This window comes from Chitinophaga ginsengisegetis (assembly GCF_900168065.1).
In the GTDB taxonomy this organism is placed as follows: Bacteria; Bacteroidota; Bacteroidia; order Chitinophagales; family Chitinophagaceae; genus Chitinophaga; species Chitinophaga ginsengisegetis.
The window spans coordinates 3,226,104-3,244,981 of record NZ_FUZZ01000001.1 but is presented as its reverse complement, the minus strand read 5'-3'; the positions used below and the strand labels follow the sequence as shown (position 1 = coordinate 3,244,981).

20 protein-coding genes are annotated in these 18,878 nt (G+C 47.2%); 13 read left to right on the top strand and 7 right to left on the bottom strand.

The features are described from left to right. Positions 1-654 precede the first annotated feature (654 nt). A complete protein-coding gene (locus B5Z18_RS12850) occupies positions 655-3,999 on the bottom strand; it encodes a TonB-dependent receptor (protein ID WP_079469733.1) in 3,345 nt (1,114 codons plus the stop codon). Between the two features lie 120 nt (positions 4,000-4,119). Continuing rightward, a complete protein-coding gene (locus tag B5Z18_RS12845; protein WP_079469732.1) occupies positions 4,120-5,400 on the bottom strand; it encodes a UDP-N-acetylmuramoyl-tripeptide--D-alanyl-D-alanine ligase in 1,281 nt (426 codons plus the stop codon). A gap of 129 nt (positions 5,401-5,529) precedes the next feature. Here B5Z18_RS12845 and B5Z18_RS12840 point away from each other — a divergent pair, with 129 nt between their 5' ends. From B5Z18_RS12840 to apaG, 5 genes are all read left to right on the top strand, one after another. After that, positions 5,530-5,901 (top strand): hypothetical protein, encoded by a 372-nt coding sequence (locus tag B5Z18_RS12840; protein ID WP_079469731.1) that lies wholly within the window; start codon positions 5,530-5,532, stop codon positions 5,899-5,901. 17 nt (positions 5,902-5,918) lie between these two features. Beyond that, a complete protein-coding gene (locus tag B5Z18_RS12835) occupies positions 5,919-6,467 on the top strand; it encodes a YceI family protein (protein WP_079469730.1) in 549 nt (182 codons plus the stop codon). Positions 6,468-6,479: 12 nt separating this feature from the next. Further along, entirely contained in the window at positions 6,480-7,424 is a 945-nt protein-coding gene (locus B5Z18_RS12830) for a DUF5777 family beta-barrel protein (RefSeq protein WP_079469729.1), read from the top strand. Continuing rightward, on the top strand, positions 7,412-7,738 hold the full coding sequence (locus B5Z18_RS12825) for a DUF4157 domain-containing protein (RefSeq protein WP_079469728.1): 327 nt from the start codon (positions 7,412-7,414) through the stop codon (positions 7,736-7,738). Before B5Z18_RS12830 ends, B5Z18_RS12825 begins: the two co-directional genes overlap by 13 nt. A 72-nt stretch (positions 7,739-7,810) precedes the next feature. Then, complete coding sequence (apaG, locus tag B5Z18_RS12820) at positions 7,811-8,197, top strand: Co2+/Mg2+ efflux protein ApaG (RefSeq protein WP_079469727.1); 387 nt, start codon at positions 7,811-7,813, stop codon at positions 8,195-8,197. A 31-nt stretch (positions 8,198-8,228) separates the two neighbouring features. Here the strand turns inward: apaG and gldB are convergent, their stop codons facing one another. Further along, complete coding sequence (gene gldB, locus B5Z18_RS12815) at positions 8,229-9,263, bottom strand: gliding motility lipoprotein GldB (protein ID WP_079469726.1); 1,035 nt, start codon at positions 9,261-9,263, stop codon at positions 8,229-8,231. Positions 9,264-9,336: 73 nt separating this feature from the next. Here gldB and B5Z18_RS12810 point away from each other — a divergent pair, with 73 nt between their 5' ends. From B5Z18_RS12810 to B5Z18_RS12785, 6 genes are all read left to right on the top strand, one after another. Beyond that, positions 9,337-10,023, top strand: coding sequence for a porin family protein (locus B5Z18_RS12810; protein WP_079469725.1), 687 nt, complete (start codon positions 9,337-9,339; stop codon positions 10,021-10,023). 34 nt (positions 10,024-10,057) lie between these two features. Beyond that, positions 10,058-11,725 carry an NAD+ synthase gene (locus B5Z18_RS12805; protein ID WP_079470072.1) on the top strand — a complete coding sequence of 556 codons (1,668 nt, stop codon included), beginning with the start codon at positions 10,058-10,060 and terminating at the stop codon, positions 11,723-11,725. A gap of 38 nt (positions 11,726-11,763) precedes the next feature. After that, positions 11,764-13,032 (top strand): serine--tRNA ligase, encoded by a 1,269-nt coding sequence (gene serS, locus B5Z18_RS12800; protein WP_079469724.1) that lies wholly within the window; start codon positions 11,764-11,766, stop codon positions 13,030-13,032. A gap of 132 nt (positions 13,033-13,164) precedes the next feature. Next, the gene (locus B5Z18_RS12795) at positions 13,165-13,707 is read left to right on the top strand and encodes a GNAT family N-acetyltransferase (protein ID WP_143313563.1); all 543 of its coding nucleotides are present in this window, start codon (positions 13,165-13,167) and stop codon (positions 13,705-13,707) included. A gap of 117 nt (positions 13,708-13,824) precedes the next feature. Then, complete coding sequence (locus B5Z18_RS12790; RefSeq protein ID WP_079469722.1) at positions 13,825-14,910, top strand: HesA/MoeB/ThiF family protein; 1,086 nt, start codon at positions 13,825-13,827, stop codon at positions 14,908-14,910. 2 nt (positions 14,911-14,912) lie between these two features. Continuing rightward, on the top strand, positions 14,913-15,662 hold the full coding sequence (locus tag B5Z18_RS12785) for a sulfite exporter TauE/SafE family protein (protein ID WP_079469721.1): 750 nt from the start codon (positions 14,913-14,915) through the stop codon (positions 15,660-15,662). Positions 15,663-15,666: 4 nt separating this feature from the next. Here B5Z18_RS12785 and moaA read toward each other — a convergent pair whose 3' ends face one another. Together moaA and B5Z18_RS12775 are read right to left on the bottom strand one after the other, a co-directional pair. Further along, positions 15,667-16,644 (bottom strand): GTP 3',8-cyclase MoaA, encoded by a 978-nt coding sequence (gene moaA / locus B5Z18_RS12780; RefSeq protein WP_079469720.1) that lies wholly within the window; start codon positions 16,642-16,644, stop codon positions 15,667-15,669. A gap of 4 nt (positions 16,645-16,648) precedes the next feature. Then, on the bottom strand, positions 16,649-17,020 hold the full coding sequence (locus tag B5Z18_RS12775; RefSeq protein WP_079469719.1) for a DUF7009 family protein: 372 nt from the start codon (positions 17,018-17,020) through the stop codon (positions 16,649-16,651). Between the two features lie 77 nt (positions 17,021-17,097). Between B5Z18_RS12775 and moaD the strand changes: the two genes are divergently transcribed. Together moaD and B5Z18_RS12765 are read left to right on the top strand one after the other, a co-directional pair. Further along, on the top strand, positions 17,098-17,331 hold the full coding sequence (gene moaD, locus B5Z18_RS12770; RefSeq protein WP_079469718.1) for a molybdopterin converting factor subunit 1: 234 nt from the start codon (positions 17,098-17,100) through the stop codon (positions 17,329-17,331). Between the two features lie 29 nt (positions 17,332-17,360). Further along, on the top strand, positions 17,361-17,762 hold the full coding sequence (locus B5Z18_RS12765) for a molybdenum cofactor biosynthesis protein MoaE (protein WP_079469717.1): 402 nt from the start codon (positions 17,361-17,363) through the stop codon (positions 17,760-17,762). Positions 17,763-17,793: 31 nt separating this feature from the next. Here B5Z18_RS12765 and B5Z18_RS12760 read toward each other — a convergent pair whose 3' ends face one another. Further along, entirely contained in the window at positions 17,794-18,393 is a 600-nt protein-coding gene (locus tag B5Z18_RS12760; protein WP_079469716.1) for an NTP transferase domain-containing protein, read from the bottom strand. Further along, a complete protein-coding gene (gene moaC, locus B5Z18_RS12755; RefSeq protein WP_079469715.1) occupies positions 18,377-18,862 on the bottom strand; it encodes a cyclic pyranopterin monophosphate synthase MoaC in 486 nt (161 codons plus the stop codon). The genes B5Z18_RS12760 and moaC overlap by 17 nt, the downstream gene beginning before the upstream one ends. Positions 18,863-18,878: the final 16 nt, after the last annotated feature.

Sequence of the window (18,878 nt, the reverse complement as noted above, 5' to 3'; positions counted from 1 at the left end):
TTTTTAATTTTTTTTCCATTTTAGCAATCCAAAGGAATTTATCATCCGTAAGTAATAGAGAGACACCCCGGAAAGAAGGGCCCAAAATGTTAAGACCAAAATAATTTTTAGGATTTTTTGAACAAATACATTTTCCATTACGTTATCTCTTATATACAAAATAGAAAAAACATCAATACTCAAAATATTACAAGACTTAGGCTTTATAGATTATTAACAGTTTAAGTTTTAACGATTACTCTAAAGTTGGCATAGGTTATGAACACCTGCGGGTTTTTTAGCTTGCAGGTCTTTTTTTTAAGCCACTTCTACATAAATAGAGGGATCAATTTCAAAAATATCAGGGAAATTACTTCAGGCAGGATAGTACAGATGTTTCTTTCTGTATTTCATTAACGCTCAATTACTTCAATAAATTGTTTTTCTGTGCAAAAAATTTTGCGGAGGATCGCCGAAGGCGATGTTAAATTGTCCTGGAGCAGGATTAGACTGATCAACCGTGATTACACTGATTTGATTACGTTTTGATTTAAAAAGATTAAGGGAGATAAAAGCGGATCTATGCTTTTATCTCCCTTAATCTTTTTAAAATCCCAAAAATAAAATCCAGGAATCAGTATAATCAGTCTAATCCTGGGAAAGACAAAATTCGCGTTAGTTAAACATATACCTGATACCGAGCTGGCCCTGCCACCTGGAAATGGTGCCGGTATTGTCTCTCCATGAACTGGTGAGCGGAATCTGGTTCGCCGCATCCAGGTAAGGGAAAGAGTAAGCTGCTGCTGCAGTAGCATTGCCCGAAGCATCTTTGTATTGTCCTTCGTACTTCAGGAAAGAAGGCAGGTTCGGGATCTTGGAAATACCCCAGCGTTTATTCAGGAAGTTACCAAAGTTGATGATATCAAAACTGATACGCAGGGTGTGTTTTGTTTTCTCCTTGCCGCTGAATACAAAGATGTCCTGCGTAATATTCAGGTCCATCCGTTTGGCGAATGGTAATACCACGGCGTTACGTTCTGCATATTGTCCGCGGTGACCACTCAGGTAGTTATCCTGTTTAATAAAATTATCGAGCTGATTCCAGATGATATCTGCAGTGCGTTTATCTGCATTGGTAGCGGGGTTATAGGTTTTGTCGCCATAACCAACCGGCACCAGTTTAATATCGTTCCTGGTTTTTGGAATGTAGATCAGGTCGTTGTTACCACCGGATGCATCGTTGTTCACATCGCCGTTGTAAGTATAGGAAGTGTTGCTGTAAAGTCCGTTTATACTTGGAGCGGCTTCATACACTACACCTACAGATGTAGCGAAATGTTTGGCCCAGGTAAAGCGGTAGGTAGCAGCTGCAATTACACGATGCGGCATGTAGTAATTGGAGTAGCCCAGTGCATTGGCATTGGGATCGCCGGCAACGGGGCGGTCGCGCCAGTTGCTTTGTGCAATGCTGCCACCATCATTTACGCTGCGCGACTTGCTGTAAGTATAGGCCGCACTCAGGTAAAGATTAGGCAGATTTTTTTGTAACTGGATAGTGGCAAAATACGAATAGCCTTTATTGGTATTGCGCATCAGGATGGCATCACTGATGTTCGGATTGCTCAGGCTGTTGCCTGCGTATATTTTGGAAGAATTATAGCGTGTGCGGTGATCGGGGGTGCTATCCAGCTGGAACCCTGCAGTGGGAAGGTTTACGTTCTGGAAATATACAGCGTTGATATCTTTGGAATAGTTGAATTCCAGGGTACCTATTACGCCCCACGGCAACTGACGGTCAACCGCCAGTGTTGCTTTTAATACCTGCGGATATTTAAAGTTCCTATCGGTAACGGCTATATTATATTGATAAGATAGCTTTCCTTCTGTGCCCACTTTGTAAGTATTGGGATCGGAGCTGAAGGGATAAGGAATGGTAGGCGCCGTAGCACTTGTTTGCGCTACAAATGATCCGAACTGTACGCCATTGTTTCCGGCCTGGTTGCTCAGCCAAACAGCGGGCGGCGGACCGGCAAATAAGCCAGCACCACCACGGAGCTGCGTTTTGCCATCATGCGTAATATCCCAGTTAAATCCAATTCTCGGCGACAGGAGCGGTGTTGTTTTTGGCGCCTGGCCCACATCTATCTTCACACCATCTCTGAAAGTCAGCGCAGCGAGCGAATCATTTTTGGAGAAAGTGCTGCCTATAACTGGTACGTCTATACGTAAACCATAGGTAAAGGTAAAGAAGTTGGTAACACTCCACTTATCCTGGATAAACGCGCCCAGTTCCAGCATGTTGATTTTTGCGTATGGAAAGGAGCCGTCTTTGGTAGTTGCATAAGACACTGCGTAGCGTGAAGCCGTTGCCAGGTTGCTGTTGGCGCTGGCATAAAAATCGGAGAGTGTATTAAAGCGGTAGTTACCGTTGTAGTTTGGCGCAAAGCCATTCACGAATGTTTTATAATAGTTCTGCGTTCCAATCGTGATTTCATGCTTCCCTTTGTACATGGTGAAGATATCAGACAGCTGGTATACGTCGGTATTAAGCTTATTGTTGTAGGTAAACGGCTCATAACCGAAGGCGGTATAGCTGGCGCCCTGGCCGTTCATAATATCTACCAGCGGGAAATTGCTTTGTGACAAAGCATTTCTGAAATCGCGCATGGCGGAGTAGCCGATCTGCAGTTTATTGGAGGCACGGTTACCGATGCGGGTATTCAGTTCAGCAATGAAGATGTTGAAATTGTTGTTGATGGTATAGCCGCTTCCGCTGAAAGGAAGACCTGTAGCGCTGGGCTGGCGGCCACTTCCAACAGCACCGCCACCGGGAGCACCGCTGTTGCTGGCGGGAATATCTTTAAATGATTTCAGGTAACTGTATTTAAAGGTAAACGTGTTGTGCTCATTCACGTTCCAGTCGACCTTAAAAGTTACTTTATCGCTTTGTGTGCGGTAGGTATAATTCTGGTAATCGCCGGGATCATATCCGTATTTGCTTATCAGGAATTGTTTCAATGCATCCAGTGTATCTGCTACGGCCTGGGATACGTTACCACCGGCCACTCCACCGGGTTTGTTGGCTACGAGGCTGGTAGCGGGCGCTTTAATTCTTTCCTGTTCAGCGCTTACGAAGAAGAACAATTTGTTGGGGATGATGGCGCCGCCTACATTGAAGCCACGCAGGTTATAATTGAAGTCGGGTTTTGGAACGGTGGCGTTGCCTACTTTCAGTCCCTGTAATCCGGGTGTTTGAATGTAGGTGTAAACGGCTCCTTTGAACGTGTTGGTACCGCTTTTGGTAACGCTGTTGATACCGGCGCCGGAGAAGCCACCCTGTCTTACATCATATGGAGATACGTTTACCTGGATCTGCTCCAGCGCTTCGAGGCTGATGGGCTGGGATGATGTCTGGGAGCCGAGCGTGGCCTGCAAACCAAATGAGTTGTTGAAGTTGGCGCCATCAACGGTGATGTTGTTCAGCTGGTTGCTTCTGCCACCGATATTCAGTCCGTTGGCGGAGGGCGTGAGTTTCGTGAAGTCCTGCATGGACCTGCTGATAGTTGGCAGGCGGTCCATCTGGGAGCGGGTGATCACTTCCTGGCTACCGGTGCGGGCCCTGTTAATTACTTTGTTTTGACTAACAGAAGTAACCACTATTTCTGTGAGCGTGCTGGTACTGGATTGCAGGTTGATGTCTGATTTGAAATCCTGTCCCAGTGAAAGAAAAATGTTGTCGCGCTTTTCGTCTTTGAAGCCGATGTAGGAAACAGACAGGGTGTAGGGGCCACCAACGCGGAGGTTGGGTAAATTATAACGGCCGTCTTTCCGTGAAACGGTGTTATATTTTGTGCCGGTAGGCACATGGATAGCTGTAATGCTGGCGCCGGGAACCGGACCTTCTTTACTTAGAATAGTACCGGCTATGTCGGCGGTTGTTTCCTGGGCAAACAGGGCAGCAGGGATTATTAGCACGCAGCAAAGCATACTAATAAGGGAATGCCAGATTTTTTTGTGCATTGCGATTCAGATTTTGGTAAAGTTCAAATGACAGATTGAAGTATTAAAAATAATACAATTATGAAATCGTTAACAAATATTTTGAACGGGTCCTGTCAACTCACTGAATCGCTTTATTTATCAGGCCAGCACTTTTTCCATACCGGTACTCCTGGAGCCTTTAATAAGTATATGTGCATCCTGGTATTGTTGCTGCTGCAGCCATTTTCCGGCTTCCGTGGAATTTTCCAGGAAGATATACGGGTGGGTTACTTTTTTGAAGTCGCCGCCAACTAATACCACTGCTTCCCAATGTGAGCGTTCCAGTAAGTTTACGAGTTCCTGGTGTTCTTTAACGCTGTCTGTTCCCAGTTCCATCATGGCGCCGAGCAGCAGTATTTTTTTATCGGCCTGGATGCCGGCAAAATTTTCAATAGCGGCTCTCATGCTGGAAGGGTTGGCATTATATGCATCCATGATAATGGTATTGCTGCCCTGCTTTATTACCTGTGAGCGGTTGTTGGAAGGTGTATAATGTGCAATGGCCGGTGCAATAGCTGATTCCGGCACGTTAAAGTGGCTGGCTACTGCTACAGCCGCCATTACATTGGGGAAGTTATAAGCGCCTACCAGTTGGGTTTGTATAAATCCTACCTGGCTGCTGCCCCGCACTTCCACGGCCAGGAATGCGTTGTCGGCGATGGCTTCGCCTACGTAATCGGCCTCGCTGCTGCCATAGGTAATAATTTCCGGGATGCCGTGTGCCATTTCAAGAAGGTAATCATAATCATTGCATACGAAAACGGTTCCGTTGTTGGCGCGTAAAAAATCATACAGTTCCCCTTTGGCTTTTTTAACGCCTTCTTCGCTGCCAAAGCCTTCCAGGTGAGCTTTCCCGATGTTGGTAATGATACCGTGGGTAGGCAATGCAATTTCACAATAACCGGCTATTTCTTTCTGGTGGTTTGCGCCCATTTCCACCACGGCAATTTCCACACCGGGGAGGATACTTAAAATAGTAAGGGGTACGCCGATGTGGTTGTTGAGGTTGCCAACAGTAGCATATGTTTTTAACCCGGCAGACAATGCCGCGTTGATCAGTTCTTTCGTAGTGGTTTTACCGTTAGTACCGGTGATGGCCAGGAACGGGATGTTTAATTGTTTGCGGTGGTGTAAAGCCAATTGCTGTAAAGCGGTGAGGGCATCGTTTACCAGCATCATTTTGTCCGGCACGGTGAAATAAGCTGCTTCATCTACCACGGCAAAGGCGGCGCCCAATTCCAGCGCCCGGGCTGCAAATTCATTACCGTTGAAGTTGCCTCCTTTCAGCGCAAAGAAAATATCGTTGGCTTTCAGTTTACGGGTATCTGTTTGTACGGAGCGATGCTGCTCGTAGATGCTGTATAGTTGTTCAATATTCACGGTCGGATCTTATTTGGTACAAAAATAAGTGGTTAATCATGTAATATAGCAGAATTTTATCTGCCTGTGAAAGCAACCAATTCTGTCATCATCCCGTACTCTCTATCTGCAATCAAATTTGAAAAACCAATGACAAGGAACAAGATTTTTTTATTGGCCTGCGTGCTGCTGGCCGCCTGTAAAAATGAACAGGCCCCTGCGCCGGTAAGCGGCGGCTTAGACTGCGATGCCGCCCATATCACAACAGCCACCGTTTTTGCTACCATACAGGCTAACTGTACCAGCCGTGGCTGCCATCCGGGCGGGTTTTCCCCCGCCGTGGCAGATTTTTCCACTGAAGCCAAGTTGAAAGCGTATATCAACACCAACCGCGCTGTTTTTGAAGCCCGTGTTACCGGCCCACAGGCAGATATGCCACAATCGATGTCTTTTCCCGCACTCAGCCAGGGCTTAAAGGACTCTATCGCCTGCTGGATCGCAAAAGGACTTCCGGATCAATAACCTGAAAAAAGATAAACATGAAATACTTATTGCTTTTTGCAGTTGCCGTAATATCGGCTGTTGCCGCATCTGCACAGGATGTTTACTCCTGTAAAAACACCCGTTTATCCTTTTTTTCGTCTTCTCCACTGGAAGATATAGAAGCAAAAACAGATAAGGGCGCTTCTGCACTCAATACAAAAACGAAGGAAGTTTTCTTTAAAGTGCCTATCAGTTCTTTCCAGTTTAAGAAGAAGCTGATGCAGGAGCACTTCAACGAAAATTACCTGGAAAGTGATAAATACCCGTTTGCGGAGTTCAAAGGAAAGATCAATGAATCACCGGAATTCAGTAAAGACGGCACTTACCCGGTAACGGTTACGGGCACACTGAATATTCACGGGATAGAAAAAAGCTACACTGCCAAAGGCACTATTACTACGCAGGGCACAACGCTTACCGTTGCATCCACCTTTAATGTACGTGTAGCCGATCACGGTATAAAAATACCGTCCCTGGTAATACAGAATGTAGCCGAAGTGGTAGCCGTTACGGTTAATGCAGTTTATACACCTTACAGTAAATAATAACATCAATCCATGAAGTATATATCAACCATCTTATTATGCTGCGTGCTCTCTGTATTTGCACATGCACAGGGCCTCGACAAACTTTTTGATTCTACGGCCACCGGTCATACCAAAGTGAGGGATACGTATAAAAGTACCCGCATTGTGCAGGGGCAGTCGACTGAAATGCTGCGCAAGCATGAACTGGACTTCCGCGTTACACACCGCTTTGGCGACGCTGGTGGCGAGTTTGGCGGTACCAAAACATTTTTCGGTACGGATAATTCTACGGATATCCGCATTGCTTTTGAATACGGTGTGAGCGACAACCTGATGGTGGGTATCAGCCGGACTAAAGGCAGCGGGGATTTGCAGCAGTTGTACGAAGGGCTGGTGAAGTACCGCTTTTTACAGCAAACCACCGACAATCATGTGCCACTATCACTGGCGGTATTTGGCAATGCAGTGATCAGCGGGATGCCTTCTGCCACGGATAAAACGTCGGCGGCTTATTTCGAGGATGGCGCCGACCGGCTCATGTATGTAGCCCAGGCGATTGTATCAAGGAAATTTGGCGATAAGTTATCGCTTACCCTGTCGCCTACTTATGTACACCGTAACCATGTGGCATACATGGACATGAATAATATGTTTGCCCTGGGAGCCGCCGGCAGATTGAAGCTCAGCAAAAGAATGGGATTCCTGGCAGAATACTATTATCCGTTCCGTTCCCAGGAAAGCAAGGACTATTTCAAATCTGCCCGGGGTCTCTCTTTTTACAACCCGCTGGCCGTTGGACTGGAAATAGAAACCGGTGGTCACGTATTCAGCATTACTTTTACCAATTCCACTGCCATACAGGAAAGTCAGTTTATTCCTGAAACCACTACTTCCTGGTTACAGGGGCAATTCCGGTGGGGTTTCAATATTTCCCGTAGATTTACGTTATTCGGGAAGAAAGATTGGAAAAAATAAAATGCCGCATACGTGAAAATTCATGGTTAGCCAAAATAGCCGCCCGCTTCATGCGGGTGCAGTCTGTAGCCATGGTCCTGGGGCGCACCATCCATTTGCATGGAGCGTCCCGGGAGCGCTTTTTAGCGGATATAGCCTGGATGCGGCATGAAGCTTGTCATATCAAACAATACCAGCATCTGGGCTTTTTTGGCTTTTTATGGAGATATTTGTCTGAATACCTGCGGAGAGGCTACTATAACAACGCATTAGAGGTGGCTGCCAGGGCCTCAGAGGAAGATCCCGCTATACTGGATGATGTTGAAATAGTCTAAAGAATCGTTAAAGTCAGAAATTTTCCAGTCACTGGTTTTATTTTTCTTATTTTTACGTTAAAGGTTGATTTTATGGTTAAGAAGGTAACAGAGGGCATCACCATCAGCGTGGAAACATTCTACCAGCCGGATTATTCAAATCCTATTGGAAGCGAATTCATGTTTGCTTACCGTATTACCATTGAGAACAACAACATTTTCCCGATCAAACTGCTTCGCCGTCACTGGTACATTATTGATTCCAATGGCACACACCGTGAAGTAGAAGGAGAAGGTGTTGTGGGTGTTCAACCACTGCTGGCGCCGGGTGAAACTTATCAGTACGTCTCGGGATCCAATCTACGGACTGAGATCGGCAAGATGTACGGTACTTATCAAATGGAAAACCAGCTGGACAAGAAAATACTGGAAGTGAAAATTCCTGAGTTCCAGATGGTCGTTCCTTTTAAACTGAATTAATTCCGTTTTCGTTTAGCCTGTAATTCTCTTGTCAGGGCCTGTACTTCGAGGCTTTGAAGATCTCCGTCACTTCTTTTGACTCCATTAATTGCTGCAAGGTCATCTCCTTGTGCTCACTCATATACTTTTTTATGATCTGCCATCCTACAAAATTGGCAATTTTACCAGGCGCACCCTCGGGCATCCCCTGTGTAGACGGGCCATCGCCAATAAAATGATTGATCTGCTGCCAGTCGCTGGAATACACCAGGTTATTCTGTACAAAAAACTGCCAGATCATCCGCTCGTTTTCCCGGCACCAGTCCAGCTGGCTTTTCGTATATCCCAGCTTGATAGTATCCGGTGTTTCCGGCAATACTTTATCCAGGAAATACTGTTGCTTGCCGGCTTCCATCATCTGTTCCAGCAGGTTACCGTTTTTACGTGCAGGGGGATACAGCTGTTGCTGGATTACCTGCATACAATTGGTGGTAATGTATTGAGGAGCAAAGCGGTGAACCATATAATCCGGGTAATCAGGGATTTGGGCATAGGGTGGAAAGTCTTCTCCCATATACATATCCAAACCAATCCCCAGGATGGAATCTACGGTGATAGCGCCATAGTTGGCGATACCGGAAATAAAAGTGACCACTTTAGGCGGATGGAAAGACGGGATATAGTATTTGACGTACCGGAAGCTTTGTTCCAGTTCTGATTGCAATGTTGAATTACTGCCGTATTTGGCAGATACAGCTTTTTCCAGCTGCCGGAAATCAGGCGTGGTTAAAAACAGGTGCAGTTGTTGCAGTACCGCTGCGTTGCTGTCGGAATAGGCGCCCAGGTTAAGGATATCCGTAATGTACAGGGGCAGGAATACCGGGTATGCTTCATGCAGCTTTGCCAGTCCGGGTTGTATATTGTTGGTATCAATAGTGAACAGAGCAGAGTCGAAACGCGACAAACTAACGTTCATGGCTATATGACTAACATCCGGCGCTTTATTACCGGAATTACAGGCTGCGGTGCCCAGCAGGGCTACCACGCAACTTATCAGCAGGGTATATTTATTAATGTAACTTTGCATCACTCTTAAAACTCATCTAAGGTAAAATTATTATTTACCTTGTATTATAAAAAATTAAGAATTAGCATCATCTATGAAGAAGATCATCTTTTTACTGACGATAATAGGAGTAGCGAAAACAGGAATGGCTCAATATGGCGGTAATTCTTTCAGGGATAAAGTGAAGCTTGGGTTTACGGTGAGCCCGATGGTTTCCATCCTGAAGCCACAGGAATCGGGGGTAAACAGGAACAGCGCCAAAGCCGGGCTGAACTTCGGTCTGATGGCCGATTTTAAGCTGAACGAACAAGGCACCTACGCATTTTCGTCGGGGTTCCAGGTATTACTGGCCGGCAGTAAGCTGAAATATGATGCTGGTAAGGGTTTGAGCGATTATAAAGCCAATCCTGCTGAATATAATATGAAGCTTACCTATATAGAAATACCACTGGCCCTGAAGCTGAAAACCTCGCCGGATGAAGGTGGCATCGGTTTCTGGGGGCAGTTTGGCACCTATCTCGATTTCCCGATAACCGGCCGCGCGGATGTAGTGTCTATGGGGCAAACCTATGATAAGGTGAATATCTTACCGGAAATGAACCGTATCAACATCGGAATGTTATTGGGAGCAGGGATAGAATACCCGCTGGGCGCCAATCTTACCGGGATGGCCGGCATTACCTACCAGAACGGTTTTGTGGATGTAACCCGTAACGGCAAATGGGACGACGGAAGGGTAAATATGAATAGCTTTGCACTCCGGCTGGGTGTATTCTTTTAGTTTTCCCACTTTTTTTGAATCGAATATTTTTACCATGAATATTATACTGGCACAGCAGAATTATCATATTGGCAATTTTGAAAAGAATATAGCGAAGATTATCGACGGGATTAATGCGGCAAAGGCCCAGGGTGCTGACCTGGTGGTGTTTCCAGAATTATGCGTATGCGGTTATCCCCCGCGCGATTTCCTCGAATTTGAAGATTTTATTGCACAATGCTATCACGCGATAGATGTTATAAAAACGCATACCAAAGATATCGCGGTGCTGGTAGGTGGCCCTGCCCGTAACCCGCAAAGGGAAGGGAAAGACCTGTTTAACGCCGCCTGGTTTTTATACGAAGGTGAAGTAAAGCAGGTGGTACATAAAACCCTGCTGCCTACTTACGATGTGTTTGATGAGTACCGTTACTTTGAGCCGTCTTACGAATGGAATATCATTCCGTTTAAAGGGAAGAAGCTGGCAGTGACCATCTGTGAAGATATCTGGAACCTGGGAGATAATCCCCTGTACCGTATCTGCCCGATGGATCAGCTGATTGCACAGGAGCCGGATGTGATGATTAACCTCTCTGCCTCTCCGTTTGATTATGATCATGATGAGGACCGGAAAGAAATTATTCTCGCCAATGTATTGAAGTATAAGATCCCGATGTATTACTGCAATGCTGTGGGTTCTCAAACGGAGATTGTGTTTGACGGCGGTTCCCTCATTTATGATGCGCAGGGTAACATTGCCAGGGAGCTTCCTTACTTTGAAGAAGCAATGGATGGTATGGAGCTGGAAAAGCTGGTTGGCAGCCACTTGCCGCCGGTGAAACCTGCTGATTTTACGCCACTCACCGAGCTGGTGTTTGACCATAACATTGATCGCATCTATGATGCCCTGGTGTTGGGTATCCGGGATTATTTTGGCAAGATGGGCTTTACAAAGGCCATTCTGGGATCTTCAGGCGGTATCGACAGCGCCGTTACACTGGCTATTGCCTGCGATGCGTTGGGCAAAGAAAATGTACGGGCCATCCTGATGCCTTCTCCCTACTCTACCAGTCACTCTGTAGATGATGCTGTGGCGTTGTCCAAAAACCTGGATAACCCGTATGATATTATCCGCATTAACGACATTTACGAAACGTTCTTAACCACACTGGAGCCTTATTTCAAAGGATTGCCTTTTAATGTGGCGGAAGAAAATACGCAGTCCCGTATACGGGGTAACCTGCTGATGGGCTTATCCAACAAGTTTGGTTATATCCTGCTGAATACGTCTAACAAAAGTGAGCTGTCTACCGGCTATGGTACTTTATATGGAGATATGGCGGGCGGATTGAGTGTTTTGGGAGATGTGTATAAGATGCAGGTGTATTCACTGGCAAGATATATTAACCGGGAGAAAGAAATTATACCGGCCAATATTATTGATAAGGCGCCTTCTGCAGAGCTGCGGCCGGATCAGAAGGACAGCGACAGTTTACCGGATTATGCCATCCTCGACAGGATACTTTATCAGTATATAGAGCGCCGTCAGGGACCGCGCGAAATAGTTGCTCAGGGCTTTGATGCCGCGTTGGTTTCGCGGGCCTTAAAGATGGTAAATACCAATGAATACAAGAGAAATCAATTCTGCCCTATTATACGGGTATCCTCCAAAGCCTTTGGTGTAGGCCGCAGAGTGCCGATTGTAGGGAAGTACCTGAGTTAAGCTATTTTAATATATTTGCTAAAATTTGATCATACAACATGTTACAAGTACCGTTTATACGTCAAAATAAAGAGTTGGTATTGGAGCGCCTGGCATTTAAGAATTTCAAGGAGCTGGAAGTAGTGGAAGAAGTGCTGGCACTGGACGACAAGCGTAAGAAGTTAACCCTCGAATACGATGAAACACAAGCCCAGGTAAATAGTTTATCCAAAGAAATCGGTAAACTGATGGCCCAGGGGAAAAAGGAAGAAGGCGAAGCGCAACGTGCTGCTGTAGCGGCTTTAAAAGACCGCCTCGGCCCCGTGAATGAAGAGCTGAATGCCACCGAAAAAGCATTGCAGGATGCCCTGGTAAAACTCCCGAATCTGCCCGCTGCCATGGTTCCTGCTGGTAAAACACCGGAAGAAAACGTGGAAATCCGCAAGGGGGGTAAAATTCCTGACTTGTATGCAGGCGCCGTTCCACACTGGGACCTCGCCAAACAGTACGACCTGATTGACTTTGAGCTGGGGAACAAAATTACCGGCAGTGGTTTTCCTGTTTTCAAAAACAGGGGAGCCCGCTTACAACGCGCCCTGATCCAGTACTTCCTGGATTACAATACCTCCAACGGCTACACGGAATATGCGCCGCCTTACCTGGTTAATGAAGCATCTGCCTACGGTACCGGCCAGCTGCCGGATAAAGAAGGCCAGATGTATCATGCTACCGCGGATAACTACTATCTCATCCCTACTGCAGAAGTACCGGTGACCAATATTTACCGTGATGAGATCATAAAAGATACAGACCTGCCGGTGAAAATGACTGCGTATACGCCTTGTTTCCGCCGTGAAGCCGGTTCTTACGGTAAAGATGTACGTGGTTTGAACCGTGTTCACCAGTTTGATAAAGTAGAAATTGTGCAGCTGGTGCATCCTGATAAATCTTACGAAGCGCTGGATGAAATGGTAGCACACGTAGAAGCGTTGCTGAACCAGCTGGAGCTGCCTTACCGCATTCTTCGTTTATGCGCCGGCGATATGGGCTTTACTTCTGCCATCACTTATGATTTTGAAGTATACAGCGCTGCCCAGCAGAAATGGCTGGAAGTAAGCTCTGTGAGCAACTTTGAAGCTTACCAAACGAATCGTATGAAAATACGGTTCAAGGAAAACAATGGTAAGCCGCAGCTGCTGCACTCCCTGAACGGAAGCTCCCTGGCATTGCCGCGTATCCTGGCCTGCCTGCTGGAAAACAACCAGACCGTGGAAGGTATACAGATACCGACCGTGTTGCAGAGCTATTTCGGCAGCCACAAGATATAAGCACTATTACGGATAATCTTTAACGGATGACGGATTCGCAGGGAGATTGTAAACGGAATAATATCCGCTGACAGCTGCCTGAAATCCGTCATTCGTCGTTTGGAATTCGTAATTTCCACCCGGTATTCTATTATGAAACATTTCCTGCCCACCGGCGACGAACTCATCATTCGCCCTCCCGAACACAATGATGCAGCAGGCTTGCTGGCCAGTTTCCAGCGCCTGACCCGGGAAACGGATTACCTGCTCTTTACCCGCAGCGAATCGATGGAGCTGGATATTGCATCTGAAGAGGATTATATCCAGTCGTATACCGACAATCCTAATCAGCTGTTGCTGGTAGCCATTGTGAGGGACCAGATCATTGGCTCTATCAACGTAAACCATACCGGTTTGCACAAAAAGGCGCATACCGCGGAAATAGGTATTGCTGTGGAAAAGCAATGGAATAATATGGGTATCGGCCGGCGCCTGCTCACCGCCATGTTGCGCTGGACAGAATCGCGCGCCGCATTACGCCTGATCTACCTGCATGTTTTTTCCACGAACGAAAAGGCTATGCAGCTATACCGCAATTTCGGCTTCATGGAATGTGGCCGCCTGCCCAATGGTATTATGCAGAAAAACGGCAACTATGTAGACCTGGTAACCATGTACCTGGATCTGAAACGCTGACGGGCACATGGCCTGATCACCTGCACCGCGGCTTCCGACCGGATTCCCCTTCTCCCGAAAAAACACCCGTAAAATTTCTCCCGAATACAATTAATTTTAAGGTCTAAATGAAGCAGTATGGACAGATATGACAGGCAAACACGACTGGAAGGATTTGGCTCCGCAAAACAGGCATTACTGCAACAGGCAAAAGTGCTGGTGATTGGCGCCGGCGGACTCGGCGTACCGGTGTTGCAATACCTCACTGCGATGGGGATCGGGAAAATAGGCATCGTGGAACATGATGTGGTTTCCATCACCAACCTGCAACGGCAGGTACTGTATACCACCGCCGACCAGGGGAAATCTAAAGTAGAGCAGGCCGTAAAACGGCTGCAGCAGCTGAACCCGGAGGTAACCCACATCATACACGATACCTGGCTTACCACAGATAATGCACTGGCGCTTTTTTCTGAATACGATGTAATTGTGGATGGTTCAGATAATTTTGGTACCCGCTACCTGGTAAATGATGCCTGTGTAATTACCGGCAAACCACTGATATACGGTGCTATCTATAAATACGAAGGACAACTGAGCGTATTTAACTACCAGGAGGGCGCTACCTATCGTTGTATTTTCCCGGAGGCGCCGGAAAGCGGTGAAATGCTGAACTGCAACGACATTGGCGTGCTCGGTGTTTTACCCGGTATCATCGGCTGTTATATGGCCAATGAAACGGTAAAAGTAATTACCGGTATCGGCACGCCCCTGCGCAACCAACTGATGACCATCGATACGCTGAACAATACCCATCTTACCTTTAATATTACCCCGGTAGCGGCTAACCGGCAAATCACTTCTTTGCAAACAAACTACCAGCAAACAGTTTGCGAACTGGAAGGCGTGCAATCTTTATCCGTACAGCAATTAAACGACTGGATGCAACGCGATACTCCCTTTATGCTGCTGGATGTGCGGGAGGATGATGAATGGGAGATCTGCCATATTCCGCAATCCGTGCATATCCCGATGGGACGTGTATTACAGCAGGTATCCGCTATCCCGGATGATGTACCGGTAGCGGTGCTTTGTCATCATGGAATGCGAAGCCGCGCCGTGGCGCAGCGTTTAACGGAACTGGGCTTTAACCGGGTGTATAATGTGGAGGGCGGCATCCATGCCTGGGCCAGTGCTATTGATCACCAGATGCAAACTTACTAACTGTGATCCCTGAACTTTGTATCCTCTTTTTTATTGTGGCGCTGGCCTACTCTGCTGCGGGCTTTGGCGGTGGTTCCAGCTACCTGGCTATTTTATCGTTGCCCTTTTGGGCAGTAGATTTTCAGCTGATGAAATCCACTGCTTTGTTGTGTAATGTAGCGGTGGTAACCGGTGGCGTTTATCATTTTTACAAGAGTGGCCACCTGCCTTTGAAAAAGGCGTGGCAGTTGTCGCTGGTAAGTGTGCCGCTGGCTTTTGTGGGCAGTTACTTGCCTATGAAGCAGGCTACTTTTTTCCTGTTGCTGGGATTGGCGCTTACACTGGCGGCGGTGCTGATGTGCTACCGTTTGTTTTTTGAGAAAGAAGAGCCTATTATCCCTGCCAATAAAGGGAATGGCATAGTGTACGGGGTTATTGGCGGCGGCATTGGGTTGCTTTCCGGTATGACGGGAATTGGCGGGGGCATCTATCTTTCGCCGGTGCTGCGTTTGGGCAAATATGATACGGCCAAGAACATTGCCGGGTTGAGCAGTTTTTTTATCCTCGTGAATTCTATTGCGGGTTTATGCGGTCAGGCGGCCAAGCATGCCATTGTGTTTGATGTAAAGTTTGCAGGGCCTTTGCTGCTGGCGGTTATTGCCGGCGGACAAATTGGTGCGCGGCTGAGTGCGAGGGTGCTGAATCCCAGGTGGGTGGCGGGCGCTACGGCTTTGCTGATCCTGTATGCGGGTGTGCAGATGCTGCTGAAGTGAGTTGTTAACCTCCTATCACCGACATACTTTCCATATTTTTTTCGGTATGATGCTGTTCTGCTTCGAAGCCGTTGGCAAAACGCGCGTGGATGGCTGATTGTATGGCTGGTAGCAGCAGATGTTGCTGTAACTCATCTCTCATCATTTCTTTTACATTTAAAACATCGTTACCATACAAACATGTTTTCATACTACCGGTAGCGGATATACGAAGACGGTTACAGGTACCGCAAAAAGTACGGCTATAAGCGGGAATTACACCTATATTGCCTTTGTGGCCGGGGATGTGATAGTTGAGAGAGGTGGAATGCGGCGCATCCACTATTTTTTGCAGGGTATAATTTTCCCCGATAGTGGACAGGATTTTATGATAGTTCCATACGATACCTGAAAACGTATGTCCCTGCCCGTTAAAAGGCATTTCTTCTATAAACCTTACGGACAGTGCATTATCGCGTGTGAGTGCGGTGAACGCATTGAGTTCGTCGGTATTCACATTTTCCATTACAACTGCGTTGATCTTCACCTGCATGTTGTGTTGCAGCAGGCTTTGCAAGGTGTCCATTACTGCGGTGAACCGGTTGCGCCGGGTGATTTGCAGAAAGCGGTCGGCCTGCAGGGTATCCAGGCTCAGGTTAATATGTGTGATGCCCAGTTGCTGCAATGCAGGGATATATGCCTGTGTTAGTACGCCGTTGGTAGTAATGGCTATTTCACGGATACCGGGAATGGCTTTTATTTTTTCCAGGAGGGCCATCAGGCCGGGCCGGAGAAAGGGTTCGCCACCGGTGATCCTTATTTTGGAAATGCCCGCGGCTGCAAGTGTTTGCAGCAGCCGTAAAATTTCGTCGTCGGTGAGTAATGCTTTGCGTTGCACAAAATGCATATTTTCCGGCATGCAGTAGGTACAACGGAGATTGCACCGGTCTGTTACCGACAAGCGTACGTAGTCTATGATACGATGATGTGCATCTGTGAGCATTTTATCAGCAGTTTTTTCCCGCCATCGGATTATCGAATGCCTGGCTTTCGTCCTCATTTCTGTCTGTAAGACATTTAAAATCCTTTTCCACCAGGATAGTCACTTCTGAACCATCGGCGTTGGGCAGGATCAGTTCAAAACCTACCTGGTCGGGTGCGTACCAGGAGGCGAGACGGGGAAGCGGGAGCAGCAGGTGTACGCCATCGTGTTCCATCTTTATGATGGGATCGGAAATATCTTTTCCCCGGAGGCAGAAATGGAGGGTACCGGCGCCTATATGCGTAATTGATTCCACTTTCCCGGTATTTTCCAGGAGTTCCACATCTGCTTTGTCCAGGCGATATCTTATACTGTTGCCTCTTAACCGTATTTTCATAAAATTGATTTTCTGCCGTATTAAAATTACTACTTTATCGGGGCTATATTGTAGTTTTAACCAACAATTTACAACGTATGGGCATATTATTGTTCGGAGCAGCGAAAGATATTGCTGGTGTGCCGGTACTGGACAAGCCGGAACATATTACAGATGTGGCTACCCTGAAAGCCTGGCTGTACGAGGTGTATCCGTCGTTGCAGCAGCTACGGTCCGTGATGATAGCAGTAAACCGGACCTATGCGGCTGATACACAGGAGATAAGCAGCCAGGATGAGATTGCAGTGATCCCGCCGGTGAGTGGAGGTTGAGTATAGTTTTTAGTTTTAGTATTTAAGAGATGGAAATATTAATAGATATTAAAGATACCATTACCGTGGAAGAAGCGCTGGCCTTCATCCAGGCGCCGGAATGCGGCGGGGAGGTGATTTTTGCCGGTACCGTGCGTAATCATACCAAACAGCGGCCGGTATTAAAATTATTTTACGAATGTTATGAGGCGATGGCTATTTCTGAAATGCAGAAAATAGCAGCGCAGGTAGCGGGAAAATGGGATGTACAGCGCCTGGCCATGCTGCATGCTGTGGGGGATAAATATCCCGGCGACCTCGCGGTGGTGATAGCGGTGGCTTCTGCTCACAGGGGTGTGGCCTTTGATGCCTGTGAATTTGCGATAGATACCCTCAAAGAAACAGTGCCTATCTGGAAAAAGGAATTTTTTGCAGATGGTGAAATTGTGTAATCCTGCAATGATTGAATTTTAACCCCGGTGTTTATTTCTCCAGGTCTTTCAATGCTTCCGCCTTTTCTTCGGGCGTGTTGGCATTAAATTGTTCTGCTGCATATGGATTTTTGAAAAGGGCAATGTCGTTGTTCAGCATGGTTTTCCGTGGACAGTTCTTCCCTGCGGTCACATTTTCCAGCAGTGCCTGTAAGCCGGCTGGTTCCCAGATGGCGATGAGCGGTTCCGGTAAATTGTTCACCGGGCTTACGAAAGTAGTGGCCGTTTTGGTGGCGTCGCGTTGAGCGATCAGCAGCTCCAGGCTTTGTTTGCTGAGCAGGGGCAGATCACAGGCGAGTACCAGCCAGGCCGTTTCCGGTTGTAGTGCGTGGGCGCTCAGCAGCCCGGCGGATGGCCCGCCAAAAGGCACCGAATCGGGTACCAGGTTAGGATAGCCGGCAAAATGTTCCTGCTGATCTTCGCGGCAGGAAATATATACTTCCGGCAGCAGCGATTGCAGTAAGGTAACGAGGTATTGCCATTGAGGCATACCGTGATAGTTAATGCTGCTTTTATCTTCCTGCATGCGGGTGCTGAATCCGCCGCAGAGCACCAGTCCTTTTAGTGGCGCGTTATTACCGGTTATAGTCATGTTTGCCACCTGTTTTGCTGATGAGTTTTGTTTCCCGGATAATCATATCCTGGGTGAGTGCTTTACACATATCATAAATGGTAAGTGCCGCTACGCTGGCGCCGGTGAGGGCTTCCATTTCCACGCCTGTTTTACCGTTGGTTTTCACCGTGCAGCGGATGATGGCTTCCACTCCTTCCAGGTGGATTTGTACATCGCAACCGTCCAGCAGTAAGGTATGACAAAGCGGGATGAGTTCCGGCGTTTTTTTCGCGGCCATAATACCGGCGATGATAGCGGTTTGAAATACGCCACCTTTGCGGGTTTGGATATCCTGTCCGTGAAACTGGTCGCGTATCACCTGCGGGAGGTAAACACGGCTCTCGGCAACGGCTATACGATAAGTATCCAGTTTGCCGCTGATATCCACCATTGCGGGCTGGCCACTTTCGTTCAGATGTGAAAAAGCATTACTTGATTCATTGGACATAAAAGCATAAATTTAA